The organism is Streptomyces sp. NPDC046831 (assembly GCF_040645305.1).
Lineage (GTDB): Bacteria > Actinomycetota > Actinomycetes > Streptomycetales > Streptomycetaceae > Streptomyces.
The window spans coordinates 57,727-72,172 of record NZ_JBEYXZ010000017.1 but is presented as its reverse complement, the minus strand read 5'-3'; the positions used below and the strand labels follow the sequence as shown (position 1 = coordinate 72,172).

The 14,446-nt window shown below is 73.6% G+C and carries 9 protein-coding genes; 2 read left to right on the top strand and 7 right to left on the bottom strand.

Features of this window, described 5'->3' with window-relative positions:
- Nucleotides 1-787: 787 nt before the first annotated feature.
- Nucleotides 788-1,729, top strand: a complete 942-nt coding sequence (locus ABZ920_RS16950) for an SAM-dependent methyltransferase (protein WP_361504737.1) — start codon at nucleotides 788-790, stop codon at nucleotides 1,727-1,729.
- Between the two features lie 43 nt (nucleotides 1,730-1,772).
- Here the strand turns inward: ABZ920_RS16950 and ftsH are convergent, their stop codons facing one another.
- From ftsH to ABZ920_RS16920, 6 genes are all read right to left on the bottom strand, one after another.
- Nucleotides 1,773-3,713, bottom strand: coding sequence for an ATP-dependent zinc metalloprotease FtsH (ftsH, locus tag ABZ920_RS16945; protein ID WP_361504734.1), 1,941 nt, complete (start codon nucleotides 3,711-3,713; stop codon nucleotides 1,773-1,775).
- Between the two features lie 92 nt (nucleotides 3,714-3,805).
- Nucleotides 3,806-5,356 carry a signal recognition particle protein gene (gene ffh / locus ABZ920_RS16940; protein ID WP_361504731.1) on the bottom strand — a complete coding sequence of 517 codons (1,551 nt, stop codon included), beginning with the start codon at nucleotides 5,354-5,356 and terminating at the stop codon, nucleotides 3,806-3,808.
- Between the two features lie 361 nt (nucleotides 5,357-5,717).
- Nucleotides 5,718-8,171, bottom strand: coding sequence for a [protein-PII] uridylyltransferase (locus ABZ920_RS16935; protein ID WP_361504728.1), 2,454 nt, complete (start codon nucleotides 8,169-8,171; stop codon nucleotides 5,718-5,720).
- Nucleotides 8,172-8,193: 22 nt separating this feature from the next.
- Complete coding sequence (locus tag ABZ920_RS16930) at nucleotides 8,194-8,532, bottom strand: P-II family nitrogen regulator (RefSeq protein WP_361504725.1); 339 nt, start codon at nucleotides 8,530-8,532, stop codon at nucleotides 8,194-8,196.
- Nucleotides 8,529-9,869, bottom strand: a complete 1,341-nt coding sequence (locus tag ABZ920_RS16925; protein ID WP_361504722.1) for an ammonium transporter — start codon at nucleotides 9,867-9,869, stop codon at nucleotides 8,529-8,531. The genes ABZ920_RS16930 and ABZ920_RS16925 overlap by 4 nt, the downstream gene beginning before the upstream one ends.
- 344 nt (nucleotides 9,870-10,213) lie before the next feature.
- Nucleotides 10,214-11,689 (bottom strand): hypothetical protein, encoded by a 1,476-nt coding sequence (locus ABZ920_RS16920; RefSeq protein ID WP_361504719.1) that lies wholly within the window; start codon nucleotides 11,687-11,689, stop codon nucleotides 10,214-10,216.
- Between the two features lie 447 nt (nucleotides 11,690-12,136).
- Here ABZ920_RS16920 and ABZ920_RS16915 point away from each other — a divergent pair, with 447 nt between their 5' ends.
- Nucleotides 12,137-12,799, top strand: coding sequence for a bifunctional DNA primase/polymerase (locus ABZ920_RS16915; RefSeq protein WP_361504716.1), 663 nt, complete (start codon nucleotides 12,137-12,139; stop codon nucleotides 12,797-12,799).
- Between the two features lie 233 nt (nucleotides 12,800-13,032).
- Here ABZ920_RS16915 and ftsY read toward each other — a convergent pair whose 3' ends face one another.
- Nucleotides 13,033-14,244, bottom strand: coding sequence for a signal recognition particle-docking protein FtsY (gene ftsY, locus ABZ920_RS16910; RefSeq protein WP_361504713.1), 1,212 nt, complete (start codon nucleotides 14,242-14,244; stop codon nucleotides 13,033-13,035).
- Nucleotides 14,245-14,446: the final 202 nt, after the last annotated feature.

Genomic DNA, 14,446 nt, shown 5'->3' with positions numbered 1-14,446 from the left:
GCCGGACCGCCGCTGTGTTCCGATTCCGGGGCATCCCAAATAATTTGCACGTACCCGTCAGTTGCCACTGATGCATGCTGACGAGGGCGGGTGCGCTGAACTGCGGAGAAGCCTCACAGGTCGCACCAAGCCGGTGCGTAGTCCGTGGTACGGGCCCCGGCCCGGGCCGTCCCCCCGCGCCCGTGCGCGCCGGTCCGGGGGCGCGCAAGAGGCCTTTCGGCCATGTCCCGCCCGGTCGCGGTACCCGACCGGCGTGCGGCGCACCGGCGACGTTACCGGGTGCGCCCGCCCCCTCGGGAACCGGCCCGTCCCCGGCGGCCGAAGGCCGGCCACGCGGCCGTCGGCGCTCCGGGCCGGCGGACCGCGCCCGACGTGCGCGGACGGCGCGGACGCAGAGGCCCGGCCCTCCGCCCGGCCGGTCGGCGCACGAGCGATCCTGGCCGGAACTGGCTGTTCCCCCAGCCCGGAAGGGCCGCGAAGAGCTGTTCCGGCGCCGGCCCCGTACTCGCCACCCGTTGTCATCGCCGGCGACACGATCAGGCCACCGCCCGGTCAACGGCAGGGCTCACCCTGGCACATGCCGTCGCCATGACCCGTCGGCAGGCGCACGGGGGCGGGGGCGGAAAAAAGCCGCCTTCGGGCCCGCACGGGCGGCATGAGGGCCCCGCGACCCCTGGACGCGATGGGGAGCGCGGAGTTACCTGGCATACGGGAGTGCGGGCGCACTGTACGGGGGCCACGGAGAAGGAGCACAGCGGCAACTCACGGCTGATTGGGGCACTGATCCATGACACCTACGCTCGTGCGGCAGCACGTACGGCACGCCGGACAGGGCTCCCGCGTCGATCTGCGTGCACGCGCGCGTGACTGGTCCGAGATCCAGGAGCGGATGCTCGTCCCGCTCTACGAGGCCGTCTACGAGCGACTGGAAGTGGGCTCCGGCACGCGGCTGCTGGGGCTCGGCTGCGGTTCCGGGCTCGCCCTGCTGCTGGCGGCCACCAGAGGCGCGGCGGTCACCGGTGTCGACGCGGCCTGCCCCGAGCGGCTCGCCCTCGCGCGGCAGCGGCTGGTGCCGGCGCGGTGGGGCACGCGCGCGCCTGCGGGGGCCCGGAGCGTGGACGCAGCGCCGCCCGCCCGGCGTGCGCGGGGTGCGCCCCCCACCGTTCGCGGCGCCGGGGAACCGGCCCCGCGCATCGTCGAGGGCTCGCCCGAGGACGTGGCCGCCGGCGCCGCCGCGCCCGCGTTCACCGTGGTGACGGCCTTCGAGCCGATCGGGTGCCTGGCCGGCGACGCGGACGGGCTCGGCGAGCTGCTCGCCGCCGCAGCGCCGCTGGCCGCGCACGGGGCGCCGGTGGTGCTGGCCGGCTGGGGGCCGCCGGAACGGTGTGCCACCTCCGCGGTGCTGCGGATGGCGACCGGGCTGGCCGATCCGCTGCGCAGCCCCGGAAGCTGGCGTCCCGCCCTGCGCGACGACCTGGAGGAGGTGGCCCGGCGCGCCGGTCTGCGGCCGGACGGGTCGGGGCGCGTGGCCTGTCCGTTCGGGTACGCCGACATGGACACCGCGGTGCGGGGACTGCTGTCGACGGGGCTGTTCGACGCGGCCGTCGAGGCGACGGACCAGGTGCAGGTCGACAAGGAGCTGGCGGAGGCGCTCGCCGGGTACCGGCGGCCGGACGGGACGGTGTGGATGCCGAACGTCTTCCGGTATCTGATCGCCCGCACGCCGTAGACCGGTCCGGGCCCGGCCTGGGCGGCGGGGCGGGCGGGGCGGCTCAGGCTTCCGCCTCCTTCCGCAGGCGCGTGATCCCGGCGATCCGGTAGGCGTCGTGTTCGTCGAGCGTCTCGTTGTCCAGCAGTGCCTGCGCGAGCGCGTCGAGCTGGCCGCGGTGCCGGCTCAGCTTGCGGCACGCCTCGTCGTAGCACTCGTCGACGATGCGCCGCATCTCGGTGTCGATCACGTCGAGCGTCTGCGGGGCCGCCGACAGGCCGTACGCCTGCTGCGCGTCGCCCGGAAGGGCGGACAGCCGGCCCACCCGTTCGCTCATGCCCCAGCGGCCGACCATGCCGCGGGCGATGCCGGTGACCTGTTCGAGGTCGCTCTCGGAGCCGGTCGTGACGACGCCGTAGACCACCTGTTCGGCGGCCATGCCGCCCAGCGCCCCGATGATGCGGCCGCGCAGGTACTCCTCGGAGTGCGCGTACCGCTCGGACTCGGGCGTCGACAGGGTCACGCCGAGCGCGCGGCCCCGCGGCACGATGGTGACCTTGCGGACCGGGTCGGCGCCGGGCTGCAGCATGCCCAGCAGGGCGTGCCCGCTCTCGTGGTAGGCGGTGCGCCGGCGATCCTCCAGGGACAGGACGAGCGTGCGTTCGGCGCCGAGCTGCACCTTCTCCAGCGCCTCCGACAGGTCGGCCTGCGTCACCGCCTCCTTCTTGCGCTTGACGGCCAGCAGCGCGGCCTCGTTGGCGAGGTTGGCCAGGTCCGCGCCGGTCATGCCCGGGGTCGTCCGGGCCACCTGGGCAAGGTCCACGTCCGGGGCGAGCGGGATGTCGCGGGTGTGGATGGCCAGGATGGCCTCGCGTCCATTGCGGTCCGGCGGCAGGACGTTGACCACCCGGTCGAAGCGGCCCGGCCGGGTCAGGGCCGGGTCGAGGATGTCGGCGCGGTTCGTGGCGGCGATGACGATCACGCCCTCCGAGCCGGAGAAGCCGTCCATCTCCGTGAGGATCTGGTTCAGCGTCTGCTCGCGCTCGTCGTGGCCGCTCACCGACGCCCCGCCGCCGCGCACCCGGCCGATGGTGTCGATCTCGTCGATGAAGACGATCGACGGCGCGACCTTGCGGGCCTCGGCGAACAGCTCGCGGACCCGGGAGGCGCCCACGCCGACGATCATCTCGATGAACTCCGAGGCGGAGGCCGAGAAGAACGGCACCCCCGCCTCGCCCGCGACCGCTCGTGCCAGCAGCGTCTTGCCGGTGCCGGGCGGACCCGCCAGCAGGACGCCGCGCGGCATCTTCGCGCCCATCCTGCGGTAGGCGTCGGGGTGCTCCAGGAAGCCGACGACGTCGTCCAGCTCGCCCTTGACCTCGTCGATGCCGGCCACGTCGGCGAACGTCGTGCGCTGGGTGCCGGGCCGCAGTTCCACCGGTCTCGGCGGCTCCTTGCGGCCGAACACGCCGCCCGGACCGCCGCCGATGCCCGGGCCGATCCGCCGTACGAAGAAGATCCAGACCGCCACCAGGATCACGAGCGGCACCAGCGAGATCAGCAGGTTGGCCAGGAAGCTCCGCTCCTGCACGACCGGCTGCGCGGTGACCGTGACGCCGTGGCTGCTCAGGTTCTGCCAGAGCCGGTCGTCTGCGAAGGCCGGGCGCTGCGTCCGGAACTTGGTGTAGTCGCCGCCGCCCTCGGGGTCGTCGCGAGGCTGCTTGAGCTGGCCCTGGATCGCGTCGCCCTTGGAGTAGATCTTGCTGACGTTGTTGTCCTGGACCTGCCGGCTGAACTCCGTGTAGGAAATCGTCGGCTCATCGCCCTTGCCGAGGTAGGTCAGGCCCAGGTAGGCCCCCAGGAAGACGACCACCGCGGCGACGAGCAGTCCCCACCACCCGCCGCGTACTCTCCGGCCGCCGGGCCGCCGGGGCGGCTCGCTCGGCGTTCCCTCGGTGCGCCACGGCTGGTCGGGGTCCGTGCGTGGTGGCGCGGCGTTGCTCATACCTGGACGTTACGGCACGGACCAGGCCCCGGCATGCGCTGGGGGCGCCCCTCGGGAAGAGGGGCGCCCCCGGCGGGTGACGGTCGGATGCGTCAGCCCATGAACTTCTTGAACTCGTCCGGCAGCTCGAAGTCCTGACCGCTCTGCTGCGGCAGCCCGAAGGCGCCTCCGGCCTGGGCCGCGGCGGCGCGGCGTGCCGCCTCCTCCTGCTCCTGCTGCTTGCGCTTCATCGGGTTGCCGGAGCGCTGCTTGCCCTTGGCCTTCTTCTGCTGCTTCTTCTGCCGGCCGGGGCCGCCGCCCATGCCGGGGATCCCGGGCATGCCGGGCATGCCGCCGCCCTGGGCCATGCGGGACATCATCTTGCGGGCCTCGAAGAACCGCTCGACGAGGTTCTTCACGGCGCTGACGTCGACACCGGAACCCTTGGCGATACGGGCGCGGCGCGAGCCGTTGATGATCGTCGGGTCCTGGCGCTCGCCCGGCGTCATCGACTTGATGATCGCGGCCGTGCGGTCCACGTCACGCTCGTCGATGTTGTTGATCTGGTCCTTGATCTGGCCCATGCCCGGGAGCATGCCGAGCAGCTTGGAGATGGAGCCCATCTTCCTGACCTGCTCCATCTGGGCCAGGAAGTCGTCGAGCGTGAAGTCCTGGCCCTTCTTGGAGGCCAGCTTGGAGGCCATCTTCTCGGCCTCGGCCTGGCTGAAGGTCTTCTCCGCCTGCTCGATCAGGGTGAGCAGGTCACCCATGTCGAGGATGCGGGAGGCCATCCGGTCCGGGTGGAAGGCGTCGAATTCGTCGAGCTTCTCGCCGTTCGACGCGAACATGATCGGCTTGCCGGTGACCGACGCGATCGACAGGGCGGCACCACCGCGGGCGTCACCGTCGAGCTTGGACAGGACGACGCCGTCGAAGCCGACGCCGTCGCGGAACGCCTCCGCCGTGTTGACGGCGTCCTGACCGATCATCGCGTCGACGACGAAGAGGATCTCGTCCGGAGAGACGGCGTCGCGGATGTCCGCGGCCTGCTGCATCATCTCCTGGTCGATGCCGAGGCGGCCGGCGGTGTCCACGATCACGATGTCGTGGACCTTGGTCCTGGCGTAGTCGATGGAGTCCTTGGCGACCTTGACCGGGTCGCCGACGCCGTTGCCCGGCTCGGGCGCGTACACGGCGACACCCGCGCGCTCGGCGACGACGCTGAGCTGGTTGACGGCGTTCGGACGCTGGAGGTCACCGGCGACCAGCAGCGGGGAGTGGCCCTGCTCCTTCAGCCACCGGCCGAGCTTGCCCGCGAGGGTGGTCTTACCGGCACCCTGCAGACCCGCGAGCATGATCACGGTGGGCGGCTGCTTGGCGAAGCGCAGGCGCCGGGTCTCGCCGCCCAGGATGGTGACGAGCTCGTCGTTGACGATCTTGAGGACCTGCTGGGCGGGGTTCAGGGCCCGGCTGACGTCGGCGCCGAGGGCCCTCTCTTTCACGTTCTTGATGAAGGAGCGGACCACGGGCAGGGCCACGTCCGCTTCGAGGAGCGCGATGCGGATCTCGCGCGCCGTGGCGTCGATGTCCGCCTCGGAGAGCCTGCCTTTCCCGCGGAGGCTCTTGAAAGTCGCGCTGAGGCGGTCGGAGAGGGTGTCGAACACGGCGGCGTCGGTCCTCGGAGTCGGGGTCGTTTCGGGCTGCCCTCCAGGGTATCCGGCCGCGCGAGCAATTCGTCCCCGCCCGCCGGACACGGACACCGGGCGCGCGGACGGCACCGGGCGTCGGGGCACCGTGCGGGGCGCGCCGCGCGCGGGCGGGGTCGAGCGCGCGCTGGGCCGCACACCGGTCCCGGCCCACCGCGCACGGGCCGAGTCCGCACGACGCGGGCCGGACGGCGGTGACCCGACCTCGGGCCGGAAGCCGGCGAGGACGGAGGCCCGGAGGCCCGGGGGGCCGGACGGCCGCGGGCCGGCGCCGGACGCCCGGGTCGGGCGCCGGCGGTGGCCGGGTGCCGGGCGCCCGTCACCCACGCAGGGTCTCCTCCAGCTTTCGTGCCACGGACGCCGCCTCCTCGCCCGGCAGCGAAGCGCCCGTCGCCGTGGTGACGTAGAAGGCGTCCACCGCGTTCGCGCCCAGCGTCGACACGTGCGCGCTGCGCACCCGCACCCCGGCGTCCTCCAGGGCCCGCCCGATCCGGAACAGCAGACCCGGCGCGTCCTGCGCGCGGACCTCGATCACGGTCGCGTGCCGGGAGGCGGCCGGCGCGACCGTCACCCGGGGCGGGGGCGCCACCACGCCCCGGCGGCGCGGGTGGGCGGCGTCGCGCTCGGCGAGACGGCCCGCGACGTCGAGGGAGCCGTCGAGAGCGCGGACGAGGTCGGCGCGCAGCCGGGCGGCCTCGGGCAGGGAGCCGTACTCGGCGGCCACCCGCCAGTCGAGCAGCAGGACCGCGCCGTCGTCCACGCCGTCGGGCAGCTCCAGGACGTCCAGCTCGGCCGTGCGCACGGTCAGCCGGTGCACGGCGAGCACCCCGGCCACCGCGGGCAGCACGCCCGGCTGGTCGGGCACGGCGATCAGCAGCTCCACGCCGAGCGGCTCCGGCTCACCGGAGGACGGCTGCTCCCGCACCGGCGGCTCGGTCCGGGCGTGCAGGGCGAGCACCGGGCCGCCCGTGCGGAAGGCCTCCACGGCCAGCCGTTCCTGTTCGGCGGTGGGCGCGCCGGCCACGCGTTCGCCGGGCGCGTCGCCGGCCAGGACCGCGGAGACCCGCCGGACCAGTTCCGCGACCAGGGAGCCCCGCCAGGAGGACCAGGCGGCCGGTCCGGTGGCCAGCGCGTCGGCCTCCGTCAGGGCGTGCAGCAGTTCCAGGGTGCCCTGGGCGCCGACCGCGTCGGCGACCGAGCGGACGGTGACCGGGTCCTCCAGGTCCCGGCGGGTGGCGGTCTCCACGAGGAGCAGGTGGTGCCGTACGAGGGTGGCGAGCACGGCGGCGTCGGCGCCGTCGAAGCCGATGCGGCCGGCGACGTCCTTGGCGATGATCTCGCCGGCCACACTGTGGTCGCCGGGCCAGCCCTTGCCGATGTCGTGCAGCAGTGCGGCGACCAGCAGCAGATCGGGGCGGCTGACGCGGCGGGTCAGCTCCGCGGCGCGCACGGCGGTCTCGATCAGGTGCCGGTCGACGGTCCAGACGTGCACGGCGTTGCGCTGCGGGCGGCAGCGCACCCGTTCCCAGTCGGGCAGCAGGCGGGTGACCAGCCCCTCCGCCTCCAGCGCCTCCCAGACGTCGACGGTCGGGCGGCCCGAGCCCAGCAGGGTGACCAGTTGTTCGCGGGCCTCGGCGGGCCAGGGCGTGGGCAGGGGCCGCACGGTGGCCGCCATGCGCCGTACGGCGTGCAACGACAGCGGCAGGCCGGCCTGTGCGGCGGCGGCCGCGGCGCGCAGCGGCAGCACCGGGTCGCGTTCGGGGCGCGCGGTGCGGGCGAGCACCACCTCCCCCTCCTGCTCGACCACGCCCTCGGCGAGCGGGCGGCGCTCGACGGCCGGCCGCCCCGCGCCGAGGAGGGCGCGCAGTCTCGGCCGCACGGCGCGCGACCGCAGTACGCGCCCCACCTCCCGCCAGGTGACGTCGCCGGCGTACGCGATGACGCGCGCCGCCTCGTACACCTGCCGCAGGAGCGCGTCGGCGTCGAGCAGGCCCAGCCCGGCGGCCACCTGGTCCTGCTCCTGAAGGGCGAGCCGGTCGGTGGCGCGGCCCGTCGCCAGGTGCAGCGCGTCGCGCACGTCGAGCAGGCGCCGCCGGGCGTCGGCGAGGCCCTCGCGCGGGGCGTCGGCCAGCCAGGAGGCGGCGACCGCGCGCAGGGCGGTGGCGTCGCGCAGGCCGCCGCGGGCCTCCTTCAGGTCCGGCTCCAGCAGGTACTGCAGCTCGCCCTGCCGGGCGGCCCGTTCGGCGCAGAGCTCGCGGAGTTCGGGGAGACGTTTCGGCGCCTGGTTGCGCCAGTCGGCGAGGATCGCGGTGCGCAGGCCCGCCGTCAGCCCCAGGTCGCCCGCGAGGTGCCGGGCGTCCAGCAGTCCGAGCTGGACCTTGAGGTCCTCCCCCGCGGTCCTGCGGGCCTGGGCCGGCGTGCGGACCGAGTGGTCGAGGGCGAGGCCGAGGTCCCAGACCGGGTACCAGATCCGGTCGGCCAGGGCGGCGACGGCCGACGGGTCGCCGCCGTCGTGCAGGAGCAGCAGGTCGAGGTCGCTGCGCGGGGACAGCTCGCCGCGCCCGTAGCCGCCGACGGCGACGAGCGAGACGCCGCGCGACCCGCCGGCCGCCGCGCCGAACAGGCCCGCCAGCCAGTCGTCGGTCAGCCGGGACAGGGCCGAACGGCGCGGCGGCCCGGACCGCGCCTCCTCGGTGAGGAGGCGCAGCCGGGCCGCCGCGTAGCCGCTGGGTCCAAAATCCCCTGTCCTGTGTCCGGCGTCCGTGCGCGTCACCCGGCGACTCCCGTCCTCGTGCTCAGAGCGCGTCCGGTCCGCGCTCGCCGGTGCGGACCCGGACCGCGGTCTCCACCGGGAGGGACCAGACCTTCCCGTCGCCGATCTTGCCGGTGCGGGCCGCCTTGACGACGACGTCGACCAGCTGCTCGGCGTCCTCGTCCTCCACCAGGACCTCGATGCGGATCTTGGGCACCAGGTCGACGGTGTACTCGGCGCCCCGGTAGACCTCGGTGTGTCCCCGCTGGCGGCCGTAGCCGCTGGCCTCGGTGACCGTCAGGCCGTGGACGCCGAAGGCCTGCAGGGCCTCCTTGATCTCGTCGAGCCGGTGCGGCTTCACGACGGCGGTGATGAGCTTCATGCGTCCACCTTCTTGCTCTGCGTGACGGCCTGGGCCGGTGCGGCGGCGGTGCCGATGACGCCGCCGCCCGCGCCGCTGAAGTCGTATGCGGTCTCGGCGTGCTCGGCCTGGTCGATGCCGGAGACCTCCTCCTCCTCGCCGACCCGCATCCCGATGGTCCTGTCGAGCAGGAAGGCGAGGACCGCGGAGGCCACCAGGGAGTAGGCCAAGACACCGAAGACCCCGGCGCACTGCTTCCAGAACTGGTCGAGGCCGCCGCCGTAGAACAGGCCCTTGACGTCGGACTGGCCCGTGCCGCTGGCGAAGAAGCCGACGAGCAGGGAGCCGGCGATACCGCCGACCATGTGGACGCCGACCACGTCGAGGGAGTCGTCGTAGCCGAACCGGTACTTCAGGCCGACGGCCAGGGCGCACAGGACACCGGCGACGGCGCCGACCGCCATCGCGCCGAGCGGGGAGACCGCACCGCCGGACGGCGTGATCGCGACCAGTCCGGCGACCGCGCCGGAGGCGGCGCCCAGGGTCGTGCACGCGCCGTGGCGGATCTTCTCGTAGGCGAGCCAGGCGAGCATGGCCGCGGCGGTGGCGATCTGGGTGTTGACGAACATCAGCGGGCCGACGCCGTCGTCGTTGCCGAGCCAGGAGCCGGCGTTGAAGCCGAACCAGCCGAACCACAGCAGTCCGGCGCCGAGCATGACCAGCGGGAGGCTGTGCGGGCGCATCGGGTCCTTCTTGAAGCCCACGCGTCTGCCGATGACGAGGATCACGCCGAGCGCGGCCGCACCGGCGTTGATGTGCACCGCCGTACCGCCGGCGAAATCGATCACTCCGAGGTCGAAGGCCCAGCCGCCGGTGCCCCAGACCCAGTGGGCGACCGGGAAGTACACGATCGTGACCCACAGCACGAGGAACAGCGACCAGGCGGTGAACTTCACGCGGTCGGCCAGCGCGCCGCTGATCAGCGCGGGCGTGATGATCGCGAACATCAGCTGGAAGACGGCGAAGACGAAGGTCGGGACGGTGTATCCCGGCCACAGGTCCGCCTTGTCGATGCCGCCGAAGCCGACGAAGTCGGAGCTCCACCCGATCAGGGAGCCCTTGTCGGTCCCGAAGGCGACCGAGAACCCGTAGAGCACCCACAGGATCGTGACGAGTCCGAGGCTGATGAAGCTCATCATCAGCATGTTCAGGGTGCTCTTGACGCGGACCATGCCCCCGTAGAAGAAGGCCAGGCCCGGGGTCATCAGCATGACCAGGGCGGAGCAGATCAGCATGAAGCCTGTGTTGGCGGACGACAGTCTGGGTGCGTCCGCCGCGAGCATGATGGCTGGTGCCATCGGCGTCTCCTCGTCGTTGGGTACGGCCCCGTGCGGGCGAAGCCGGGAAGCGGCCGGTCGGTGAGGGGCGGGCCGGTATGCGCCAAGAGCCTGGCGCAGCGCCGTTTCGGTCGGCGCCCCTCGCTGTTTCGCCGCGGTGACGAAGGAGCCCTGTGTGTTACGCGCCGGTGAAGTGCGGGAGGTGCGGCCGCGCGGTCGTCGTCGTGGCGCGGCCTTCCCCGGGCCGGCGGACGCGCCGTTGCCCCGAGGGCGCACAGGCCGGCCGCGGCGGCCTTCCGATGACCTGGCTGGGGGAGCCGAGTCGGGCAGTTCGGGAGGGCCGGCCGCGGCCGGGGTCGGTGGGATCAGACCGCCTCGGCGGTCTCGGGCAGCTCGGTGGCGAGCTGCTCGGTGAGGCTTACGACCTCGGCGAGGTCGCCGTAGTCGCGGACGGCGTTGTCGACCGTCTTTCGGATACGGGTGTTCACACGCTCGGAGCGGACCTTCTTGGCCACCCGCAGGGCCCGCACGGCGTACTCGGTGCTCCGCCCGGGCTCGCGCCGCAGCAGGTGCACCGTGGCCATCCCGATGAGGTTCAGCGCGTAGGAGCGCTGGTGCTCGTGGTCCTCGGCGAACAGCTGGACGGCCTTCTCCATCAGCGGCTCGGCCAGCGAGGCGTACGCCGGGCTGCGTCCGGCCACGTAGGCGAGGTCGCGGAAGGAGTGGGAGTTCTCCGCGTACAGCTCGGCCTCGGAGAAGAAGCGGATCCAGTCGGGGTCCGGCTCGTCCCGGTCCCCGACGTCGGCGAAGGCGTCCTCGGCCATCCGCACGGCCCGCTTGCACTTGCCGGGCTGGCCCATGTTGGCGTACGCGCGGGCCTCCATCGCGTACAGCATGGACTGGGTGCGCGGGCCGGCGCAGTCGCGGCTGCCGTACTGGGCGAGGTGGATGAGTTCCAGCGCGTCGTCGGGCCGGCCGAGGTGGATCATCTGGCGGCTCATGCTGGAGAGGATGTACGAGCCGAGCGGCTTGTCACCGGCTTCCTTGGCGGCGTGCAACGCGAGCACGAAGTACTTCTGCGCGGTGGGCTGCAGGCCCACGTCGTAGCTCATCCAGCCGGCCAGCTCGGCCAGCTCGGCGGCGACCCGGAACAGCCTGCGGGTGGTGGTCTCGGGCTGGGACTCCTGGAGCAGGTCCGTCACCTCGTGCAGCTGGCCGACGACCGCCTTGCGGCGCAGGCCGCCGCCGCACTGGGCGTCCCACTGCCGGAACATCACGGCGGTGGACTCCAGCAGCTCGAGTTCGGGGCGGGAGAGCCGGCCGGGGCGCCGGCCGGCGGCCGGCGGCTCGGGGGCGGCGGCCGGGGGCGCGGGGACGAGCCAGCGCTGCAGCGGCTCGATCAGGGACGGGCCCGCGGACAGCGCCAGCGACGTCCCGAGGAAGCCGCGCCGCGCCAGCATCAGGTCGCTGCGCGAGAACTCGCTGAGGTGAGCCACCGTCTGCGGGCCCGTCCAGGGGAGGTCGACGCCGGTGGCGGACGGGGCCTGCCGGGCCGTGCGCAGGCCGAGGTCCTCCACGGAGACGACGCAGCCGAAGCGCTCGGTGAACAGCTCCGACAGGATGCGCGGGATCGGCTCGCGCGGGTTCTCCCCGTCCAGCCAGCGCCGGACGCGGGAGGTGTCGGTGGAGATGTGGTTGGCCCCGAGCTGGCGGGCCCGGCGGTTGACCTGGCGGGCGAGCTCGCCCTTGGACCAGCCGCTGCGCACGAACCACGAGGCGAGCAGTTCGTTGGGGCGCTTGTCCGCACTCGCAGCGTTCGTCCCGCCGCCGTTGCCGCTCACTGGAACGCCCCCATTCCTGGAACCACTAGTCGCTGAGTGCGCCAAGCCCTATCAGAATGCCGGTCAATACGGCCGCCCGTCCTCTGGTTCTCACTCTTCGAACGCGAGGTCGACTTGCCTCCGGCATACCCACGAGTGCATGTGCCCCCAGGACCCGCACACTCACAGTAATCCCACGATCACCGCTCCGGCCACGGGCATCCGGGAAACGCCACCATTCGCCACCCCTTCGAATGAACTCTCTGTGGCCTTCGCGCGATTCACTTGACACAGGACAGTCAGACGCGGGCGGAGCGGTGCGTTGGAGGGCGTGCGTCCGCGAGTGCACCACCTCGGATGCTTCCGGGCGCCGCCTGAAACGGGCGCCGCCGGGACACGACCGGAACAGAGAGTCACGATTCGCGTGCGGGTCGTAACCATCGAGGTGCCGGCACCGTTGGAGGGGGCATGGGGTTCACGATCGGCGGCAATCGCGAGATCCGCTCCGGCGCGCGGCGGCGCGGCCGGTCGTCCCGCTCGCCGGAGTGCACGGCCGTGGCCGAGTACACCGGGCTGTGGGGCTGGGACGTGGTGCGCGGGGCGCGGGCCGTCGGCGGCGCGTGCTCCTGCGGCCGCCGCGACTGCCCCGCCCCCGGCGCCCATCCCCTCGACTTCGCCCCCGGCATCCCGGCGGGCGCCACGCTCGACGAGGCCACCAGGGCGTGGACGGAGATGCCCGGCGCCGCGGTGATGCTGGCGGTCGGGCATGCGTTCGACGTGATCGAGGTGGCCGAGCAGGTGGGGCGGCGCGCCCTGGTGCGCCTGGAGCGCATGGGCGTCCCCCTCGGTCCGGTGACCGCCACCCCCGAGGGCCGCGCGCACTTCTTCGTCGCCCCGGGCGCTGCGGCGGACCTGCCCGGGCTGCTGTACCGCATGGGCTGGGACGACCCCGCCTCCCTCGGCCTGCGCGGTCTCGGCGCGGGCACGCACATCACCGCCCCGCCCTCCGACCGGGGCGGCCTCGGCCCGGTCCGCTGGCTGCGCCCGCCCGCTCTGGACACGGCGACGCCCCCGGAGGCGCGCCTCCTGCTCGGCACGCTGGCCTACGTGGCGCACCGTTCCGGGGTCTGAGACCTGCGGCAAAGGCGGCCCCGGTCGGCCGCCCGCCGCCGGAGGGCAGGGGGGCGGGACCGGTCGTCCGCAGGCGCCGCAGCCCTCACCCCACCGTCCGGGTCGTTACGGCCGGCCTCCGTCTCCCGCGGGACTGTCGCCACGCGCGCCCGCGGGGACGGTGACGTCCCGGAAAGACGCCGGCGCCCGTCCCCCGGTACTGGGGACGGGCGCCGGCGAGGGGTGATGAGCGGTCACTCGCCGATCAGCGCGTCCACGAACGCCTCCGGCTCGAACGGGGCCAGGTCGTCCGCGCCCTCGCCGAGCCCGATCAGCTTGACCGGTACGCCCAGCTCGCGCTGGACGGCGACGACGATGCCGCCCTTGGCCGTGCCGTCGAGCTTGGTCAGCACGATGCCGGTGATGTTCACGACCTCGGCGAAGACCCGCGCCTGCACCAGGCCGTTCTGCCCGGTCGTCGCGTCGAGCACGAGCAGCACCTCGTCCAGCGGGGCGTGCTTCTCGACGACGCGCTTGACCTTGCCCAGCTCGTCCATGAGGCCGGTCTTGGTGTGCAGCCGGCCGGCGGTGTCGATGAGGACCACGTCGGCCCCCATCTCCTTGCCCTCCTTGACCGCGTCGAAGGCCACGGAGGCGGGGTCGCCGCCCTCCGGACCGCGCACGGTGTAGGCGCCGACCCGCTCGCCCCAGGTCTGCAACTGGTCGGCGGCGGCGGCACGGAAGGTGTCGGCGGCGCCGAGGACGACGCTGCGCCCGTCGGCCACCAGGACCCGGGCGAGCTTGCCCGTGGTGGTGGTCTTGCCGGTGCCGTTGACCCCGACGACCATGACGATGCCCGGCTTGTTGGTCGCGGGCTCGGTCTTCACCACGCGGTCCATGTCGGTGCCGACGAGGGTGAGCAGCTCCTCGCGCAGCAGGCCGCGCAGCTCCACGGGGGTGCGGGTGCCGAGCACGCGGACGCGCTCGCGCAGGCGCTCGACCAGTTCCTGGGTGGGCTGCACGCCGACGTCGGCGGTCAGCAGCGTGTCCTCGACCTCCTCCCAGGTCTCCTCGTCGAGGTGCTCACGCGACAGCAGGGTGAGCAGGCCCTTGCCCAGGGCGTTCTGCGAGCGGGAGAGACGGGCGCGCAGCCGGACGAGCCGGCCCGCGGTGGGCTCCGGAACCTCGATCTGCGGTACCGGGAGCTCTTCGATGAAGGGCGGCTCCTCGACGACGACGGGGCCGGAGGCGCCCGGTAGATCCACCTCCTCTATCGTTCGCCGCGGCTCTTCGCGCGGCGTCTCGGCCTCTTCGCCGACGTGCGGCTCGGCCGGAGGGGCGGTGATGTCGGGCGCTGCGGGGGGCGGGGGAGGCAGCGGCTTCTTCCGCCGGCTGCCGACGATGAGCCCGCCGAGCGCGCCGAGCACGACCACGGCGATGACTACAGCAAGGATGACGATTTCCATAACGCGTCCAGTATCAGCCATGGGCTGGGGCCGGAGCCCGGTTGCGGCTGCCGCGGGAGCACAAAGGCCGCTGGAAGCAATAAGACGGATCAAAGTACGATGGACGACCTTGTCCGGACACGCACAGCACGACCGGCTCGCCCGTCCCCCGAGGACCGGCCCCTCCCCCGCTTTCCGCTCGCTCCCCCCACGACCGAGGCAC